This is a genomic window from Variovorax sp. YR566 (assembly GCF_051992195.1).
Classification (GTDB): Bacteria; Pseudomonadota; Gammaproteobacteria; order Burkholderiales; family Burkholderiaceae_C; genus Variovorax.
The window spans coordinates 1,185,489-1,202,072 of the sequence record NZ_CP197092.1 but is presented as its reverse complement, the minus strand read 5'-3'; the positions used below and the strand labels follow the sequence as shown (position 1 = coordinate 1,202,072).

At 69.7% G+C, this 16,584-nt stretch carries 13 protein-coding genes; 10 read left to right on the top strand and 3 right to left on the bottom strand.

Going from position 1 to position 16,584, the window contains the following annotated elements:
- Positions 1-60 precede the first annotated feature (60 nt).
- Positions 61-909 (bottom strand): creatininase family protein, encoded by an 849-nt coding sequence (locus ACTG4X_RS05555; RefSeq protein WP_440533372.1) that lies wholly within the window; start codon positions 907-909, stop codon positions 61-63.
- A 402-nt stretch (positions 910-1,311) separates the two neighbouring features.
- On the opposite strand from ACTG4X_RS05555, the gene pgaA reads away from it, so the two are divergent.
- From pgaA to ACTG4X_RS05530, 5 genes are all read left to right on the top strand, one after another.
- Entirely contained in the window at positions 1,312-3,783 is a 2,472-nt protein-coding gene (gene pgaA / locus ACTG4X_RS05550) for a poly-beta-1,6 N-acetyl-D-glucosamine export porin PgaA (RefSeq protein ID WP_440533371.1), read from the top strand.
- Positions 3,783-5,858 (top strand): poly-beta-1,6-N-acetyl-D-glucosamine N-deacetylase PgaB, encoded by a 2,076-nt coding sequence (gene pgaB / locus ACTG4X_RS05545; RefSeq protein WP_440533370.1) that lies wholly within the window; start codon positions 3,783-3,785, stop codon positions 5,856-5,858. Before pgaA ends, pgaB begins: the two co-directional genes overlap by 1 nt.
- On the top strand, positions 5,855-7,132 hold the full coding sequence (gene pgaC / locus ACTG4X_RS05540) for a poly-beta-1,6-N-acetyl-D-glucosamine synthase (RefSeq protein ID WP_440533369.1): 1,278 nt from the start codon (positions 5,855-5,857) through the stop codon (positions 7,130-7,132). Before pgaB ends, pgaC begins: the two co-directional genes overlap by 4 nt.
- Entirely contained in the window at positions 7,122-7,694 is a 573-nt protein-coding gene (gene pgaD, locus ACTG4X_RS05535) for a poly-beta-1,6-N-acetyl-D-glucosamine biosynthesis protein PgaD (RefSeq protein ID WP_440533368.1), read from the top strand. The genes pgaC and pgaD overlap by 11 nt, the downstream gene beginning before the upstream one ends.
- Positions 7,695-7,777: 83 nt before the next feature.
- Positions 7,778-8,575: an SDR family oxidoreductase gene (locus ACTG4X_RS05530; protein ID WP_440533367.1), complete on the top strand. Its 798-nt coding sequence runs from the start codon at positions 7,778-7,780 to the stop codon at positions 8,573-8,575.
- A 44-nt stretch (positions 8,576-8,619) separates the two neighbouring features.
- On the opposite strand, the gene ACTG4X_RS05525 is transcribed toward ACTG4X_RS05530, so the two are convergent.
- Positions 8,620-9,528, bottom strand: a complete 909-nt coding sequence (locus tag ACTG4X_RS05525) for a LysR family transcriptional regulator (RefSeq protein ID WP_440533366.1) — start codon at positions 9,526-9,528, stop codon at positions 8,620-8,622.
- Positions 9,529-9,613: 85 nt separating this feature from the next.
- Here ACTG4X_RS05525 and ACTG4X_RS05520 point away from each other — a divergent pair, with 85 nt between their 5' ends.
- Positions 9,614-10,636, top strand: coding sequence for a zinc-binding alcohol dehydrogenase family protein (locus ACTG4X_RS05520; RefSeq protein ID WP_440533365.1), 1,023 nt, complete (start codon positions 9,614-9,616; stop codon positions 10,634-10,636).
- An 18-nt stretch (positions 10,637-10,654) separates the two neighbouring features.
- Entirely contained in the window at positions 10,655-11,218 is a 564-nt protein-coding gene (locus ACTG4X_RS05515) for a GNAT family N-acetyltransferase (protein WP_440533364.1), read from the top strand.
- A gap of 7 nt (positions 11,219-11,225) precedes the next feature.
- Here the strand turns inward: ACTG4X_RS05515 and ACTG4X_RS05510 are convergent, their stop codons facing one another.
- Complete coding sequence (locus ACTG4X_RS05510) at positions 11,226-12,599, bottom strand: PQQ-dependent sugar dehydrogenase (protein WP_097200260.1); 1,374 nt, start codon at positions 12,597-12,599, stop codon at positions 11,226-11,228.
- 130 nt (positions 12,600-12,729) lie between these two features.
- Between ACTG4X_RS05510 and ACTG4X_RS05505 the strand changes: the two genes are divergently transcribed.
- The 3 genes from ACTG4X_RS05505 (at position 12,730) to ACTG4X_RS05495 (ending at position 16,580) form a co-directional block, all read left to right on the top strand.
- Positions 12,730-13,503, top strand: a complete 774-nt coding sequence (locus ACTG4X_RS05505) for an alanyl-tRNA editing protein (protein ID WP_097200261.1) — start codon at positions 12,730-12,732, stop codon at positions 13,501-13,503.
- Between the two features lie 43 nt (positions 13,504-13,546).
- Entirely contained in the window at positions 13,547-15,793 is a 2,247-nt protein-coding gene (locus ACTG4X_RS05500) for a protein-disulfide reductase DsbD family protein (RefSeq protein ID WP_179830489.1), read from the top strand.
- Positions 15,794-15,887: 94 nt separating this feature from the next.
- Positions 15,888-16,580 (top strand): thioredoxin family protein, encoded by a 693-nt coding sequence (locus ACTG4X_RS05495; protein ID WP_176928854.1) that lies wholly within the window; start codon positions 15,888-15,890, stop codon positions 16,578-16,580.
- The last annotated feature ends 4 nt before the right edge of the window (positions 16,581-16,584 follow it).

Here is a 16,584-nt window from a genome sequence, read left to right as displayed (position 1 = left end):
CGCCGCGAAGGTAGCGCAGAACCGTTAGGTCAACGTTAACGCCACGGGGGCGCCATCAACTCAAGGCAGTGGGCCAGTGTTTGCCGTGCCCAGCGGCAGCCGCGACACCTCTGCCAGCAGCAGCGCCAGTTGGCTCGCCGCCGCATCGATCACCGCCTGGCCATGCTCCGCCGTGGCGGCAGCTGCGTTGCCGGCGGCGCCATGGGCGTTGTAGTCCTCCATGGCCCAGCCGAGCTTGGCACTCTTGCCGTTGCCCAGGATCGCGTAGTCGGCCGCGCGCTGCTCGGAGGTCGAGCGGAAATCCTGCGCCTCGCCCATGCGCACGAGTTGCGGCGTCAGCGCCAGCATCATCGAAGTCTCGATCTCGCCCGCGTGCACGCCGAAGCGGTGCTCCTGCGCGCTGAACTGCGTGCCCGCGTCGCCCAGCGGCAGGTTGAACCAGCTCACGCTGTAGACGATGAGCCCGTGCGCCGCGCGCAGCTCGCGCGCCACGATGTCCATCGCGCCCACATGGCCGCCGTGCGCATTGAACAGCACCAGCTTCTTCACGCCCGCGCGTGCCACGCCCGCGCCGATCTCGTTCCACAGGCGGATCAAAGTCTCGGCCGACAGCGTGAGCGTGCCCGCGAAGCGCGCGTGCTCGGGGCTCAGGCCGATCTGCTGGGTCGGCAGGAAGAGCACCGGCAGTTCGGCCGGCAACAGGGGCAGCGACGCGGCGACGATGCCGTCTGCCAGCACCGTGTCCACGCCCAGCGGCAGGTGCGGGCCGTGCTGCTCGGTCGCGCCCAGCGGCAGCACCGCGACGGTGGTTGCCGCATCGAGCGACGCGAAGTCGCGCGTGGTGAGGCGGGACCAGAAGCGGGGAAGTAGCGAAGGCGAAGGCAAAGGGGCCTGGGTAGCAGCGTTCATCGCGCGATCTTAGGCCGGTCGCGAGCCGGCATCGATGGCTTCCGGACCACAAAAGTAAACGACGGGGACGCCAAAAACGCGAATCTGTTCACACATACAACCAGTTCGTGACACTTTGGTTTGCCATTGTTAATGATCCTCTCTAGAGTGATTCCCAAGTGAGTTTTCAAGGTTGCCGGCCTGTCACATACGCTGGCGACCCGGTTTTCGCTGCGGCTTCGGTCGCCGGAAACCGCAGTCCAAATTCAAGGGAGCAGAGTGTTCATCCAGAAAAAAGCTGGAGGCACGGTCATGGCCGGGCGCAAAGCTGCGCTCGCCTGCTCGTTGTCTCATCGCCTTGCACATACATCACAAGGACTTCCACCTCTAGCAGCCTGTGCACTGGCCCTCGTCACGCCCGCAGTGCTCGCGCAGCCGTCTGCCGCTATCGCCGCCACGACCTACGACGTCCGGCAGCACGATGCGCTGATCGTCGCGCGGCGCGAAGGCCGCGTTACCGCGGCTCAGGCGCTCCAGCAATTGAAGGCCTGGCTTGCGGCGCCCATCGGCGACGACGCCCGCCAGCGCGTGGCTTCCGATGCCATCGCGATCGCCGCTGGCGACGGCCAGTTCGCCGAAGCCGTGGCGCTGGGCCGCCAGTTCGCACCGTCGAAGCTGAGCGACTACGCCCTGGGCCCGCTCGCGCTGGCCGCGCGGCGCACCCATGAGCTCGCCCTGCAGGGCGAGGCCGTGGCCGTCTGGCGCGCCCGGCAACCCGGAGCGCGCGAGCCGCGCCTGCACGAAGCCTGGTGGCGCATCGACAGCGGCGACGTCGCGGGCGCGCAGGCGCTGTACCGCGCGCTGTCGCAGCCGGCGCCCACGCAGATCGAAGACCGCGTCGCGCTGCTGGAGCTGCGTGCCGCCCTGGCGCGCGCGGCGAAAGACCCGCTGCAGGCACTCGCTGCCTACACCGAGGCCGGCGCGCTGCGGCCCGAACGCCGCGACATCCGCCGCGAGGCCGACTTTCTGCTCGGCAGCGCCGGCGCCGCATCGAGCGCCTTCGAAGACGCAGAGGCGGCGGAGCGTGCCGCGCCGGGCAGCTTCTCGCCGCTGGCGCTCTCGACCCTGCAGCAGGAGGCGCTGGCGCAGCGGCTGCGCTGGGCGATCCAGGCGCGCGACCAGCGACTGGGCGCGGAGCGCCTCGTCGCGCTCGACCGCGTGCTCGCCGACCAGGAGGCCGCGATGGCACGGGCCGATGCCGCGGCCCTGAAGGCGGACGCCAGCGACGCCGATGCATGGCGCACAGTGCGCGTGCGCCTGCTGTCCGACCGCCTGCTGGCGCTGGTCGAAAGCGGCCGCCCGGCCGACGCCATCGCGCTCTACGACACGGCGCGCGCCACTGGCATGGAGCTGCCCTTCTACGGCCTCGGGGCCGCGGCACGCGCCCTCGCGCAGGAGCGCCGCTCGGCCGAGGCCGTGCCGGTCTACGAGGCGGCCGTGGCACGCGGCGGCGCCGAGCTGCAGACGCCCGACCCGCTCTACTTCGGCCTGCTCTACGCCTACCAGGACACAGGCCGCTTCGAGGACGCCGAGGCGCTGCTGCAGCGGCTGGAGCACGGCACGCCGGCCCTGCTGCGCCTCACGCCCGAAGCCGGCCGCCCCAACGGCGAGTACACCGACGTGAGCGGCCTGCGCGGCCTGACGCAGCTCTACACCGACCGGCCGGCGCTGGCGCAGCAAAGCTTCTCGGTGCTGACGCGTGAGGCGCCGCTCAACCCGGGCTATGCCTACGGCGCGGCCCTCACCGAGCGCCTGCGCGAACACCCCGAAGCCGCGCTCGCGCGCTTCGAGGCGCTGGCGGCCGACTCGCCCTACGACATCGGCGCGCGCACCGGCCATGTCGAGGCCCTGCTCGATGCCGGCGAATTCGCCGAAGCCCGCCGGCGCGCCGAATCGCTCGCGGCCGACCTGCCGGACTCGGTGCAAGTGCGCGACATGGAGCGCAAGCGCCGCGCCCAGGTCGGCCCGCGGCTCGACGTGGACGCCGAAGCCTCCTCCGGCGGTGCGGCCATCGCCAGCCGCGAATGGCGCATCGACAGCCGGCTCAGCTCCGGCCTCATCGACGACCAGTGGCGCGTGTTCTACGACCAGTCGCTGGGCCGCGGCGTCACCGACATCGGCAACGCCAACTGGGCGCGCGGCGGCCTCGGCCTGGGCTGGCAGCGCGGCCGCTGGCTGGCCGAAGGCGCGCTGCAGCACGCCAACAGCGGCCCCTACCGCAACAGCGTGGCCGGCCGGCTCGACTACCGCGCGGGCGACGCGTGGCGGCTGTCGGCCACCTATGACGGCGACAGCAAGGAGCTGCCGTGGAAGGCGCGCGTGGCCGGCATCGGCGCGCGCGAAGCCGGCGCGAGCGTGGGCTATGTGGTGAACGAGTCGCGCCGCTTCGACCTGAAGTGGCAGCAGCTGGACTTCAGCGACGGCAACCTGCGCAGCGGCTTCGACATCGGCTGGAGCGAGCGCTGGGTCAGCACGCCGGGCTTCCAGCTCGAGACGAAGCTTGGCGCCGACGCGAGCCGCGGCCGCGCCATCGACACCGCGCCCTACTTCAACCCCTCGAGCGACAGCAGCGTGCAACTCAGCGTGCGCGCGCAATGGCTCAACTGGAAGAGCGACGACCGCCAGTTCTTCCAGGCCGTGGAGCTCGGCGGTGGCAGCTACCGGCAGGCCGGCTTCGGCAGCGGCCCGATGTGGACCCTGCGCTACGAGCACCGCTGGAACCTCGGCCGCAGGCTCGCGCTGCGCTACGGCCTGAGCATTTCCAGCCATCCCTACGACGGCGTGCGCGAACGACAGCGCGGCGTCTTCCTGAACCTCTCGACGCCCCTGCCGTGATGCGAAGAACGACGAAGAACCCTTTCACCTTCCTGCGCGCAGCCCTGCCATGGCTGCTGCTGGCGCTCTGCCTGCCGGCCCTCGCACAGCCGCTGCCGAGCGCCGACCCCGACGACGGCCTGAGCTTTCGCGTGATCTCCTTCCACGACGTGCGCACCAACGTGCGTGCGAGCTTCGAGACCTCGCCCGACGAGACTGCCGTGGACGAGCGCACCTTCGCCGAAGTGTTCGCCTGGCTGCAATACAGCGGCTACCACCCGGTGAGCCTGCAGCAGATCGTCGACGCGCGCGCCGGTGGCAAGCCGCTGCCGCCCAGGCCCGTGCTGCTGACCTTCGACGACGGCTACCGCAGCGCCTACACCAAGGTGTTTCCGCTGCTCAAGCGCTATAACTACCCCGCGCTGATGGCGCTGGTGACCAGCTGGCTCGAAGTGCCCCAAGGCCAGCAGGTGCACTGGGGCGACAAGCCCGCGCCGCGCGAAGACTTCCTGCTGTGGAGCGAAGCCGCCGAGATGGCGCGCTCGGGCCTCGTCGAGTTCGCGAGCCATACCGACGCAATGCACACCGGCATCCTCGCCAACCCGCAGGGCAACATGCTGCCGGCCGCGGCCACGCACCGCTACGACCCGAAGACCGACCGCTACGAGGACGACGCCGCCTACACCCGGCGCATCGAGACCGACCTGCGCCGCAGCCGCGAGCTCATCGAGAAACGCACCGGCGCGAAGGTGCGCGCCATGGTGTGGCCCTACGGCGCCTACAACGACGCGGCGCTGAAAGCCTCCGCGCGCGCGGGCATGCCCATCACCTTCACGCTGGACGACGGCTCGAACACGCCCGCCGTGCCGCTCTCGCGCATCCGCCGTGCGCTCGCTGCCTACGACAACGAGGCGCCCGAATACGCGCAGCTGCTGCGCAGCCCCGTGGGCGGCGAAGTGCGGCCCGTCAACCGCGTGATGCACGTCGACCTCGACTATGTGTACGACCCCGACCCGGCCCAGCAGGAGCGCAACCTCTCGGCACTGATCGACCGCGTGGCCGCCGTGCGCCCGCGCGCGGTGTTCCTGCAGGCGTACGCCGACCCCGACGGCGACGGCGTGGCCGACGCGCTGTACTTTCCCAACCGCCACCTGCCGGTGCGCGCCGACCTGTTCGGCCGCGCTGCGTGGCAACTGCGCAGCCGCACCGGCGTGAAGGTCTACGCGTGGATGCCGGTCGCGGCCTTCCGGCTGCCGGCCTCGAACCCGCTCGCCACGCACACGGTGGCGGCGCAGGGCGGCGCGATGCCGGCCGACCGCTACCACCGGCTCACGCCCTTCGACCCCGCAGTGCGCGCGCTGGTCGGCGACATCTACGAAGACCTGGGCAGCCACGCCTTCTTCGAAGGCCTGCTGTTCCACGACGACGCGACCCTGTCGGACGACGAGGACGCGAGCCCCGCCGCGCTGGCCACCTATGCGCAATGGGGCCTGCCGCCCGACGTGGCCGCGATCCGCGCGAACCCGGAACTGATGGCGCGCTGGACCACCGCCAAGACGCGCTACCTGATCGCGTTCACGCAGGAGCTCGCCGCGCGCGTGGGAGCCTGGCGGCCCGCGCTGGAAACTGCGCGCAACCTCTACGCGCGCCCGGTGCTGGAGCCCCAGGCCGAGCAGTGGTTCGCGCAGAACTACGAAGCCTCGCTCGCCGCCTACGACTACGTCGCGTTGATGGCGATGCCGCGCATGGAGCGCGAGACCGATGCGGACGCGTGGCTGGGCCGGCTCGCGCGTCGCGCGGCCGATACGCCGCGCGGCCTCGACGGCACCGTGTTCGAGCTGCAGGCGCGCGACTGGCGCACCGGCAAGCCCGTGCCCGACGCGGAACTCGCGCGCCAGTGGACGCTGCTGCAGCGCGCCGGCGTGCGCCACCTGGGCTACTACCCCGACGACTTCCTCGATAACCAGCCATCGCTGGAGACCGTGCGCCGCGCGATCTCGGTGCGCACGCTGCTGCCGCGCGCATTGCGCACGCCTTTCGCCGCGGAAACTCCCGCACAGCCCGCGCAAGCCGCGCCAGGAGAACGGTCGCCATGACCACCACACAGTTCCTCGCGCAGACGCTGCCCACGCTGCTGTTCGGCTTCGTCTTCTACTACCCGTTCTTCATGGCCTATGTGTGGATGGCAGGCGGCCTCTCGCATGCGTGGGTGTTCGAGCGCAAGCGCGACGTCGACGTGAACCCGCTCACCCTGCTGCCCTCGCACCCGCTGGTCACGGTGGTGGTGCCATGCTTCAACGAAGCGCCGCACCTGCGCGAGGTGATCGAGCAGCTGATGCGCACGCGCTACCTGCACTACGAGGTCATTGCCGTGAACGACGGCAGCACCGACGGCACCGGCGAGCTGCTCGACGAGATGACGAAGGAGTACGGCCGCCTGCGCGTGATCCACAACGCAAGCAACCAGGGCAAGGCCGTCGGGCTCAACACCGCCTGCCAGCTCGCGCGCGGCGAATACATCCTGGGCATCGACGGCGACGCGCTGATCGACGAGGACGCCATTGCGTGGATGCTGCAGCCGATGCTGGCGTCGGAGCGCATCGGCGCGGTCACGGGCAACCCGCGCATCCGCACCCGCACCACGCTGCTGGGGCGCATGCAGGTGGGCGAGTTCTCTTCGATCATCGGGCTCATCAAGCGATCGCAGCAGCTGGTGGGCACGCTGTTCACGGTGTCGGGCGTGATTGCCATGTTCCGCCGCCGCGCCGTGCTGGAAGTGGGCTTCTGGAGCCCCGACGTGCTCACCGAGGACATCGACATGAGCTGGAAGCTCCAGCTCGGCGGCTGGCAGCTGCGCTTCGAGCCGCGCGCGCTGTGCTGGATCTTGATGCCCGAGACCTTGCGCGGTCTCTGGAAGCAGCGCCTGCGCTGGGCCGTCGGCGGCATCCAGACCATGCTGCGCTACACCTCGAAGATCCTGCGGCCGCGCCACTGGCGCATGTGGCTCATCTACTTCGAGTACATGACGAGCGTGGTCTGGGCCTATGCGATGGCCGGGGTGCTGCTCGTCAGCCTGGTGCGGCCGTTCCTGCCGGCCGACTCGTCCTGGCACTCGGCATTGCTGCCGCACTGGCAGGGCACGCTGCTGGCCATGACCTGCATCCTGCAGATGCTGCTGAGCCTGTGGATCGACCGCCGCTACGACCGCGACCTGATGCGCTATTTCGCCGGAACGATCTGGTATCCGATCGCTTTCTGGACCATCACGATGGCGAGCACCGTCGTCGCCCTTCCCAACGCTCTGATACGCCGCCGCGGCAAGCGCGCGGTGTGGACGAGCCCTGACCGAGGAGTTTCCGATGCACCTTGAGACCCATGCCCACAGCCGACCGCACGACGACAAACCGCCGCCGAGCCGCCAGCGCTCCTGGGGGCAACCCGCGGTGGACGAACCGATCATCGACGCCGCGCGCATCTCGCTGCGCGCGTTCGGCAGCGGCCGCTCGCCGCAGCGCACGCTGGCCATGTACCTGTGGCTGCGCGTGCTGCGCCCAGCCATCACCATCGCCATCTGGTTCTGCGCGGTCTGGTATGCGTGGCCCTATGTGCTGGGCGCGCGCTCGCAACCCGAGGTGCTGCACCTGCTGGGCCTGTACGCGGTAGTGATCGGCGTGATCCTGGTGTCGATGCTGGCGATGGCGCCATGGCGCCGCCGCCAGCACCGGCGCGAGGCCCCGCCGGAGCAGGAGCAGTCGTCGCTGTTCGCGCTGGCTTCGTACATCGAGGTGCCGCCCGCGCGGCTGTCGGCCTGGCAGCGCACGCGGCAGCTGCTGGTGCACCACGACAACAACGGCCACCTGCGCGACGCCACCGACACCGCGCCGGGCGCGCTGGAGCCCGAACCGCTGCAGCGCGCAGTCGCGCGGCGCTGAGGGCACAGCCGCGTCCGTGCAGGGGTTTCGCGGCGATGCTTCAATCACCGCCTCACACCACTCATCACGGCAAGGACTCTTTCATGGACCTCCAGCTCCAGGACCAGCACGTACTCATCACCGGCGGCAGCAAGGGCATCGGCCTGGCCTGCGCACTGGGCTTTTTGCGCGAAGGCGCGCGCGTGAGCCTCGTGTCACGCGACATCGCCAATCTGGAGCAGGGCCGCAAGACGCTGATCGAGACCTTCGCGCAGGCCGAAGGCCGAGTCTCCGTGCATGCGGCCGACCTCAAGGACCCGGCCAGCGCAGTGGCCGCGCTCGATGCGGCAGAGAAAGCCTTCGGTGCGGTCGGCGTGCTAGTCAACTCGGCCGGCGCCGCGCGCCGCACCCCGCCCGACGATCTGACCGCCGCGTCGTGGCACGACGCGATGGACGCGAAGTACTTCACCTACATCCACATGATCGACCCGGTCGTGAAGCGCATGGGCCAACGCGGCCGCGGCGCCATCGTCAACGTGATCGGCCAGGGCGGCAAAGTCGCAAGCCCTGTGCACATGGCCGGCGGCGCGGCCAATGCGGCGCTGATGCTGGTGAGCGCCGGCATGGCCGCTGCCTACGCCGCCAAGGGCGTGCGCGTGAACGCGGTGAACCCCGGACTCACGCTGACCGAGCGGCTGCAGGAAGGCATGAAGGCCGACGCGAAACTGCAAGGCATCGGCACCGACGAAGCACTGCAGCGCGCCAAGGCCCGCTTGCCGCTGGGCCGCATCGCAACGCCCGAAGAGATCGCCAACACGGTCGTGTTCCTGGCATCGCCGAAGGCGAGCTACGTGACCGGCGCCATCGTGGCGATGGACGGCGCCGTCACCCCAATGATCTGAGGGCAAGTCGCCCGCCGGGGCGAGTCCCGGCCCCGGAAAAAACCTCACCCCAAAGCCAGCAAAGTCTCGAACTTCAAAGCAAGAAAATCGACAAAAGCCCGCACCCGCGCAGGCACGAAGCGCCCACTGGGCAACAGCGCATGCAGCGGGTAAGGCTCGGTCTCCCATTCAGGCAGCAGCCGCACGAGGCGCCCTTCGCGGATGTCATTGCGCACATCAAGCGCCGACTTGAGCGACACGCCATACCCCGCCACCGTCCATTCACGCGCCAGCGAGGCGTCATCCACGCTGCGATTGCCGTTCACGCGCACCTCGGTCCACTGCCCGTTCTGCGCAAACCGCCAGACGCGATGCCGCCGCCCCGAGCGGTTGAAGGTCAGGCAGTTGTGGTGCACCAGGTCTTGCGGCACCTTCGGCGCAGGATGGCGGCGCAGGTAATCGGGCGAGGCGGTGAGCACCGGGTTGGTCAGGGCAAAGGGCCGCGCCACCAGCCGCGAATCGGCCAGCGCGCCGTAGCGCAGCGCCACGTCGACCTCGTCTCGCATCACGTCCAGCGGGCGGTCGCCCACCGAAAGCGACAGCTGCACGCCGGGGTTCAGCGCCAGGAATTCGTCGAACCACGGCAGCAGCGTGCTGCGCGTGAGATCGGACGGCGAGGCCACGCGCAGCGTGCCGACCAGCTCGCCGCGGTCGGCCGTGACCAGCGATTCGCCCTCGTCCAGCAGCTCGAACGCACGCACCGCGTAATCGAGCAGCGTCTGGCCCTGGGGCGTGAGGCGCATGGCGCGGGTGGAGCGCTCGAACAGGCGCGCGCCAAGCTGGGCCTCCAGCCGCTTGAGCGTGGCGCTGGCGGCCGCGGGCGTGATGCCCAGCGCATGCGCCGCCGCCGTGAGCGTGCCGCCGCGCGCCGTGTGCACCAGCACCTGCAGGTCGGAGAGATTTTCAATCTTCATTTGAAAGTGTTGCTGGTTTAAGCCACCTTATCAAACCGGTCTTGCGATCCTACATTCGGAGCATCGTTACTGAAAGGTTCCCGTCATGAAAGCCGTCGGCTATTACCAGCCCCTCCCCATCGACAACCCCGAATCGCTGCAGGACATCGAGCTGCCCGTCCCCGTGGCGGGCCCGCGCGACCTGCTGGTGCGCGTGAAGGCGGTGTCGGTCAACCCGGTGGATACCAAGGTCCGCAAGAACGCCGCGCCCGAGGCCGGCCAGGCCAAGGTGCTGGGCTGGGACGCCGTCGGCACGGTCGAGGCCATTGGCAGCGGCGTGAAGAACTTCAAGGTGGGCGATCGCGTGTACTACGCGGGCTCGATCATCCGGCCGGGCGCGAATGCCGAGCTGCACGCGGTGGACGAGCGCATCGCCGCCCTCGCGCCGAAGAGCCTGGACGACGCACAGGCCGCCGCGCTGCCGCTGACCACCATCACCGCGTACGAGCTGCTGTTCGACCGCCTGCAGGTGCCCAAAAACGGTAGTGCTGGCGGCGGCGAAGGCCAGACGCTGCTGATTACCGGTGGCGCGGGCGGAGTCGGCTCCATCCTCATCCAGCTGGCGCGCCAGCTCACCAAGCTGCGCATCGTCGCCACCGCCTCGCGTGCCGAAACGCGCGCGTGGTGCCTGGAGTTGGGCGCACACGTGGTCATCGACCATTCGAAGCCGCTCGCGGCCGAGCTCAAGGCGGCCGGCATCGGCGAAGTCGACATGGTCGCCAGCCTCACGCAGACCGAGCAGCACTACGCGCAGATCATCGAAAGCCTCAAGCCCCAGGGCCAGCTGGCGGTGATCGACGACATGAAGGTGCTCGACGCGATGCCGCTGAAGACCAAGTGCATCTCGCTGCACTGGGAAATGATGTTCGCGCGCTCGCGCTTCGAGACGCCGGACATCGCCGAGCAGGGCGCGCTGCTGGCGGAAGTGGCGGCGCTGGTCGACGCGGGCCGAATCCGCACGACGGCGAACGCGAGCTTCGGCACCATCAACGCCGCGAACCTTCAGCGTGCACATGCGCTGGTCGAAAGCGGCAAGGCGCAGGGCAAGGTGGTGCTGGCGGGGTTCTGAGTCAGCACAATCGGTCGCATGATCGATAACGCTGCCCGTCCTCGCCTCATCATCGAATTCGAAACCGAACGCCTGCGGATGCGCCAATGGCGCGAGAGCGATCTCGCGCCATTTTTTGCGCTGGCCTGCGACCCGCAGGTGATGGAGTTCCTGCTGCCGCTGGCGACGCGGGCCGACAGCGATGCGCTGGTCGAGCGCATCAGGACGCGCATTGCCGGGAACGGCTGGGGCTTCTGGGCCGTGGAGCACAAGGCGTCCGGCGAGTTCATGGGCTTTACCGGACTGAACTCGCCGCTGGCCGACCTGCCGTTTTCGCCGTGCGTCGAGATCGGCTGGCGCTTCGCTCGCAAGTGGTGGGGTCAGGGGTTTGCGAGCGAGGCGGCGCGCGGTGCGCTGCAGGTCGGCTTCGAAAAGCTCGGGCTCGCCGAGATCGTGGCATTCACCGCCTGGAACAACACCCGATCGGCAGCGGTCATGGAACGCATCGGCATGAAGGAAGACGTGGCCGGTGCATTCGATCACCCGCTGGTGCCCGAGGGGCATCCGCTGCGCCGGCACCGCCTCTACCGAATCCAGCGCTGAAGGAGCGTTACCTCGCCTTCGACACACGCCATACGGCGTTGCCCACGTCGTCCGCCACGATCAGCGCGCCGCCCTTGTCCAGCGCCACGCCCACCGGCCGGCCCTGCGCCTTCTCGTCGGCCGTCAGGAAGCCGGTCAGCACGTCGACCGGCGGTCCGCTGGGCTTGCCGCCGATGAAGGGCACGAACACCACCTTGTAGCCCGACTTGGGCTTGCGGTTCCACGAGCCGTGCTCGCCGATGAAGACGCCGCTGGCGAACTGCTCGGGCATGCCGCCCGCGCGCGAGAACGCCAGGCCCAGCGGCGCGACGTGCGAGCCCAGCGCGTAGTCGGGCGCGATGGCCTTGGCCGCCATCTCGGGGTTCTGCGGCGTCACGCGCGCATCGACGATGCCGCCGTAGTAGCTCCAGGGCCAGCCGTAGAAGGCGCCGTCTTTCACCGAGGTGAGGTAGTCGGGCACGAGGTCGCTGCCGATTTCGTCGCGCTCGTTCACCACGGTCCACAGCGCCTTGGTGTCCGGGTCCCAGCCCATGCCGTTGGGGTTGCGCAGGCCGCTGGCGAACAGGCGCTTCTCGCCGGTCTTGGTGTCGACTTCCCAGATGGCGGCGCGGCCCTCTTCGGCCGCGAGGCCGTTCTCGCCGATGTTGCTGTTGGAGCCGACCGTCACGTAGAGCTTGCTGCCGTCGGCATTGGCGATCACGTTCTTGGTCCAGTGGTGGTTGATGCCGGCGGGCAGCGGCGTCACCAGCGTGGGGTTGGCGCTGATCGAGGTCTGGCCTTCTGTGTAGGGCACCTTCACCAGCGCATCGGCGTTGGCAATGAAGAGTTCGTTGCCGACCAGCGCCATGCCGTAGGGCGACATCAGGTTGGTCATGAACACCTGCCTGACCTCGGCCAGGCCGTCGCCGTTGGCGTCGCGCAGCAGGGTGATGCGGTTGGCGCTGGGCACGCCGGCGCCAGCGCGGCCCATGACCTTGCCCATGACCCAGTTGCGGATCTTGGCCATGAGGCCATCGCCGCCATCGGTGGCGCCGCCGCCGGGCTTGGGCGGCTTGTTGCTCTCGGCCACGAGGATGTCGCCGTTGGGCAGGGTGTAGACCCAGCGCGGGTGGTCGAGCCCGCGCGCCAGCGCCGTCACCTGCAGGCCTTCGGCCGGAGTGGGCGAGGCGGTGTCGGTCCACCCCACGGCGGGGGCGACGTTGACGGTGGGAATCAGGGTCTTGTTCGGCTCGGCCAGCTGTGGGCGGGGGCCGGTGGTCAGCTCGGGCGCCAGCTTGGCGGCCTCGCCGCAGCCGGCGACCAGCAGTGCGGCGGCCAGGGCCAGGGCGGTCGTCTGCCAGGGAAACACGATGCGGGTGGGTGCTTGCTGCGGTTCATTCATGCATGGTCCTTGCGCGGCCGGGGGCCGCATGCACCGGATCATCCACAGCCGGGCGGCCCCGGGGTTGTCGGTCGTGGGCGCTTTCTGGCGTGGGCGCGCCTCATTTGCGCATCGCCGCTACCATCGCCGGATGACCGACGACCTGTTCCGTGCCGACGCCTACCTGCGCACCTGCGAGGCCCGCGTGCTGCGCATCGACGACACCGGCATCGTGCTGGACCGCACCGTGTTCTACCCGCTGGGCGGCGGGCAGGCTGGAGACAGCGGCGTGCTGGCCCTGGCCGACGGGCGTGAACTGGTCATTGCCGACACCCGCAAGGCCAAGGATGCGGAGGGCCTGCCGACCAATGAATTCGTCCACGTGCCGGCCCCCGAGCAAGCCGAGCTGCTGGCCGCGCTGAAGCCCGGCGACACCGTCACCGCCCGCCTCGACTGGGAGCGCCGCCACCGGCTCATGCGCTTCCACACCGCCACCCATCTCCTGTGCCATCTGGTGCCGCAGCCGGTGAACGGCTGCTCCATCACCCCCGAGTACGCACGGCTCGACTTTCACATGACCGACCCGCTGGACAAGGAAGCGCTGACCGCCGGCCTCGCCAGGCTGGTCGAAGCCTCCCACCCGCTGACCGTGGGCGCCATCACCGACGAAGAACTCGACGCCAACCCCGCGCTGGTCAAGAGCATGAGCGTGCAGCCGCCGCGCGGCACGGGCACGGTGCGCACCATCCGCATCGGCGGAACGGGCGAAGGCGACGCGCAGATCGACTTCCAGCCCTGCGGCGGCACGCATGTTGCAAACACTTCGGAAATCGGGGCCGTGGTGGTCACCAAGATCGAGAAGAAGAGCGCCAACAGCCGGCGCGTGGTGCTGGGTTGGGCCTCATCAGCCGATTTGGCCGCCTGAAACATCCGGAACTTCGCCCCCACTGAATGCTCCGACTGACGGCATGATCTTTTCGCGCATCCATTTCGCTACGCTTCTGATAGCAACAGCCGCAGCCAGCATGCCGGCTGCGGCGCAATCGACCTCCAGCCTGCCATCCAAGCCGGGCGCGGTTGTAACCACTCCCCACGTACGCGCCGAACTGATCGCACACGCCCCCGACGGCGTGACGCCCGGCGCCCCGGTGTGGGTCGGCCTGCAGATCACGCACCAGCCCGAGTGGCACACCTACTGGAGGAACGCCGGCGATTCGGGCCTGCCCACCGAGATGACGTGGACCCTGCCGGCCGGCGTGTCCACCGGCGAAATCGCCTGGCCGGTGCCGAAGAAGATCCCGGTCGGCAGCCTCGCCAACTACGGCTACGAGAACACCGTGCTGCTGCCGGTGCCGCTGGAGGTGTCCACGCTCTACAAGCCGCCGGTGGCGCTGGGCGGCACGCCGGCGATGGACATCCAGCTGAAGGCCTCCTGGCTGGTCTGCCGCAAGGAATGCATTCCCGAAGAGGGCACGTTCACGCTGGCCCTGCCGCTGCAAGGCTCGACCGCGCTGCACAAGGCCGATTTCGACACCGCCGCGGCGGCCCAGCCCCAGCCGCTGGCCAAGCCCGGCACCGTCGAAGTCGACGGCCACAACCTGAAGGTGCGGCTCGAAGGCCTGCCGGCCGCCGTTCAGGGCAAGACGCTGGGCTTCTTCCCCGAGACTCCCGAGGTGATCCGCACCGCGGCCGTCTCCGGCAAGGACTGGACCCAATCCTGGCAGGGCAGCACCTGGACCGCGACGATGCCGTTGGCCGACCAGCGCAGCGCCAGCCCCACGACGATGCCGGTGGTGGTGGCGCTGGCCGAGGCCGACCGGCAAGCTGGCCAGCCGGTGGCTTGGCGCGCCGAAGCGCCGGTCACGGGCGCCTGGCCCGCGGGCGCGGCGCCGCGCGCCGAGGTGCCGCCAGCGCTGCAGGCCGCGCTCACCGCCAACGCTGCCAACGCAGCCAACAACGGCGCAGCAGCAACGCCGGCCGGCGAGTTGCCCGCCCCCTCCTCGACCACCTTCATGGCCGCCCTGCTTGGCGCGCTGCTCGGTGGCCTGCTGCTCAACCTCATGCCCTGCGTGTTCCCGATCCTCGCGATCAAGGTGCTGGGCTTCGCGCGGCAGGCGGGCAACGCCAGCGCGCACCGCAAGGCCGGGCTGGCCTACACGGGCGGCGTGATGCTGTCCTTCCTCACGCTGGGCGGCGGCATGCTCGCGTTGCGCGCGGCCGGCGCCGGGCTGGGCTGGGGCTTCCAGCTGCAGTCGCCGGGCGTGGTCGCGGCGCTGGCAGCGCTGTTCACGCTGATCGGGCTCAACCTCGTGGGCGTGTTCGAGTTCGGCCGGGCCGCCCCCTCGTCGGTGTGCAGCGCGCAGGCCAAGCACCCGCTGGCCAACGACTTCCTCTCCGGCGTGCTCGCCGTGGTCATCGCCTCGCCGTGCTCCGCGCCGTTCATGGGCGCGTCGATGGGTTTCGCCATCGGCCTGCCGGCCGCCCAGGCGCTGCTGCTGTTCGTTGCGCTGGGCTTCGGGCTGGCGCTGCCGTATCTGCTGGCCGGCTTCGTGCCCGCCGTCGCGCACCTGCTGCCCAAGCCCGGCCCGTGGATGCACACGCTGCGCCGCCTGCTCGCATTCCCGATGTTCGCCACCGTGGCGTGGCTGGTGTGGGTGCTGGGCCAGCAAAGCGGCATCGATGGCGCCGGCACGCTGCTCGCGCTGCTGGTCTGCCTGGCCGCCATCGTCTGGGCGTTCACGCTGCGCGGACGCACCCGGGTCGTGATCGCGACGATGCTGATCGGCTTTACCGCCGTGCTCACCGCCACTATCGGCCGCAATGTGTTGCAAGTGGTGGAGCCGGCCAGACTGGCATCTGCCCAGGGCACCGCCAGCCAGCGCTGGCAGCCATGGTCCGCCGAGCGCGTGGCCGAGCTGTCTGGCGCCGGCCAGCCGGTGTTCATCGACTTCACCGCCGCCTGGTGCGTGACCTGCCAGTACAACAAGAAGAGCACCCTGGCCGACACGCAGGTGCTGGCCGACTTCGACGCCAAGAAGGTCGCCATGCTGCGCGCCGACTGGACCCGGCGCGACCCCGCCATCACCGCGGCGCTCACCGCGCTGGGCCGCAGCGGCGTGCCGGTGTACGTGCTGCAGGCGCCGGGCAAGCCGCCTGTCGTGCTGACCGAAATCCTCGGTAAAGACGAGGTCCGCGCCGCGCTCGCCGCGCTTTGACCACCGCTGTGACATGGGTTGTCACATGCACTTGAAGAAACCGTTCTAAGCTGCACTCGTTGTTTGGAATTTTGTTTTGGAGTTCAAGCTGGCCATGTCTCTTTCGCCATCCACAGACTCGCGTTCCCGTCGTGCCGCGCGTCATGCCCGCGCCGCCCTGAGCCGGGCCTCCCGCCGTGCCGTAGTCGCCGCCGCCGTGGCGCTCGGCGCCACCTTCCTGATGGGCAGCAATGCCGCCGCCGCGCCCGCCGTGGGCCAGCAGGCGCCCGATTTCGTTGCCGTCGACACCAGCGGCGCCAAGCACAAGCTTTCGGACTTCGCCGGCAAGTTCGTGGTGCTCGAATGGACCAACCCCGGCTGCCCCTTCGTGCGCAAGCACTACGGCAGCGGCAACATGCCCGCCACGCAGAAGGCCGCGACCGACAAGGGCGTGGTGTGGCTGGCCATCAACTCCACCGAGCGCGCCGCCACCGACTACCTGAAGCCCGACGCGCTCGACGCGTGGATGAGGTCGCAAAAGGCCGCACCCACCGCCGTGCTGATGGACGAAGACGGCCTGATCGGCCAGGTCTACGGCGCGCGCACCACGCCGCACATCTTCATCATCGACCCCAAGGGCACGCTGGTGTACGCGGGCGGCATCGACAGCATTGCCTCGGCGCGGGCGGACGACATCAAGACCGCGACCAACTACGTGAACCAGGCGCTGGGCGAGGCCTTCGGCGGCAAGCCGATCTCGGCCGCCAGCACGCGGCCCTACGGCTGTTCGATCAAGTACAAAACCTGAAGTC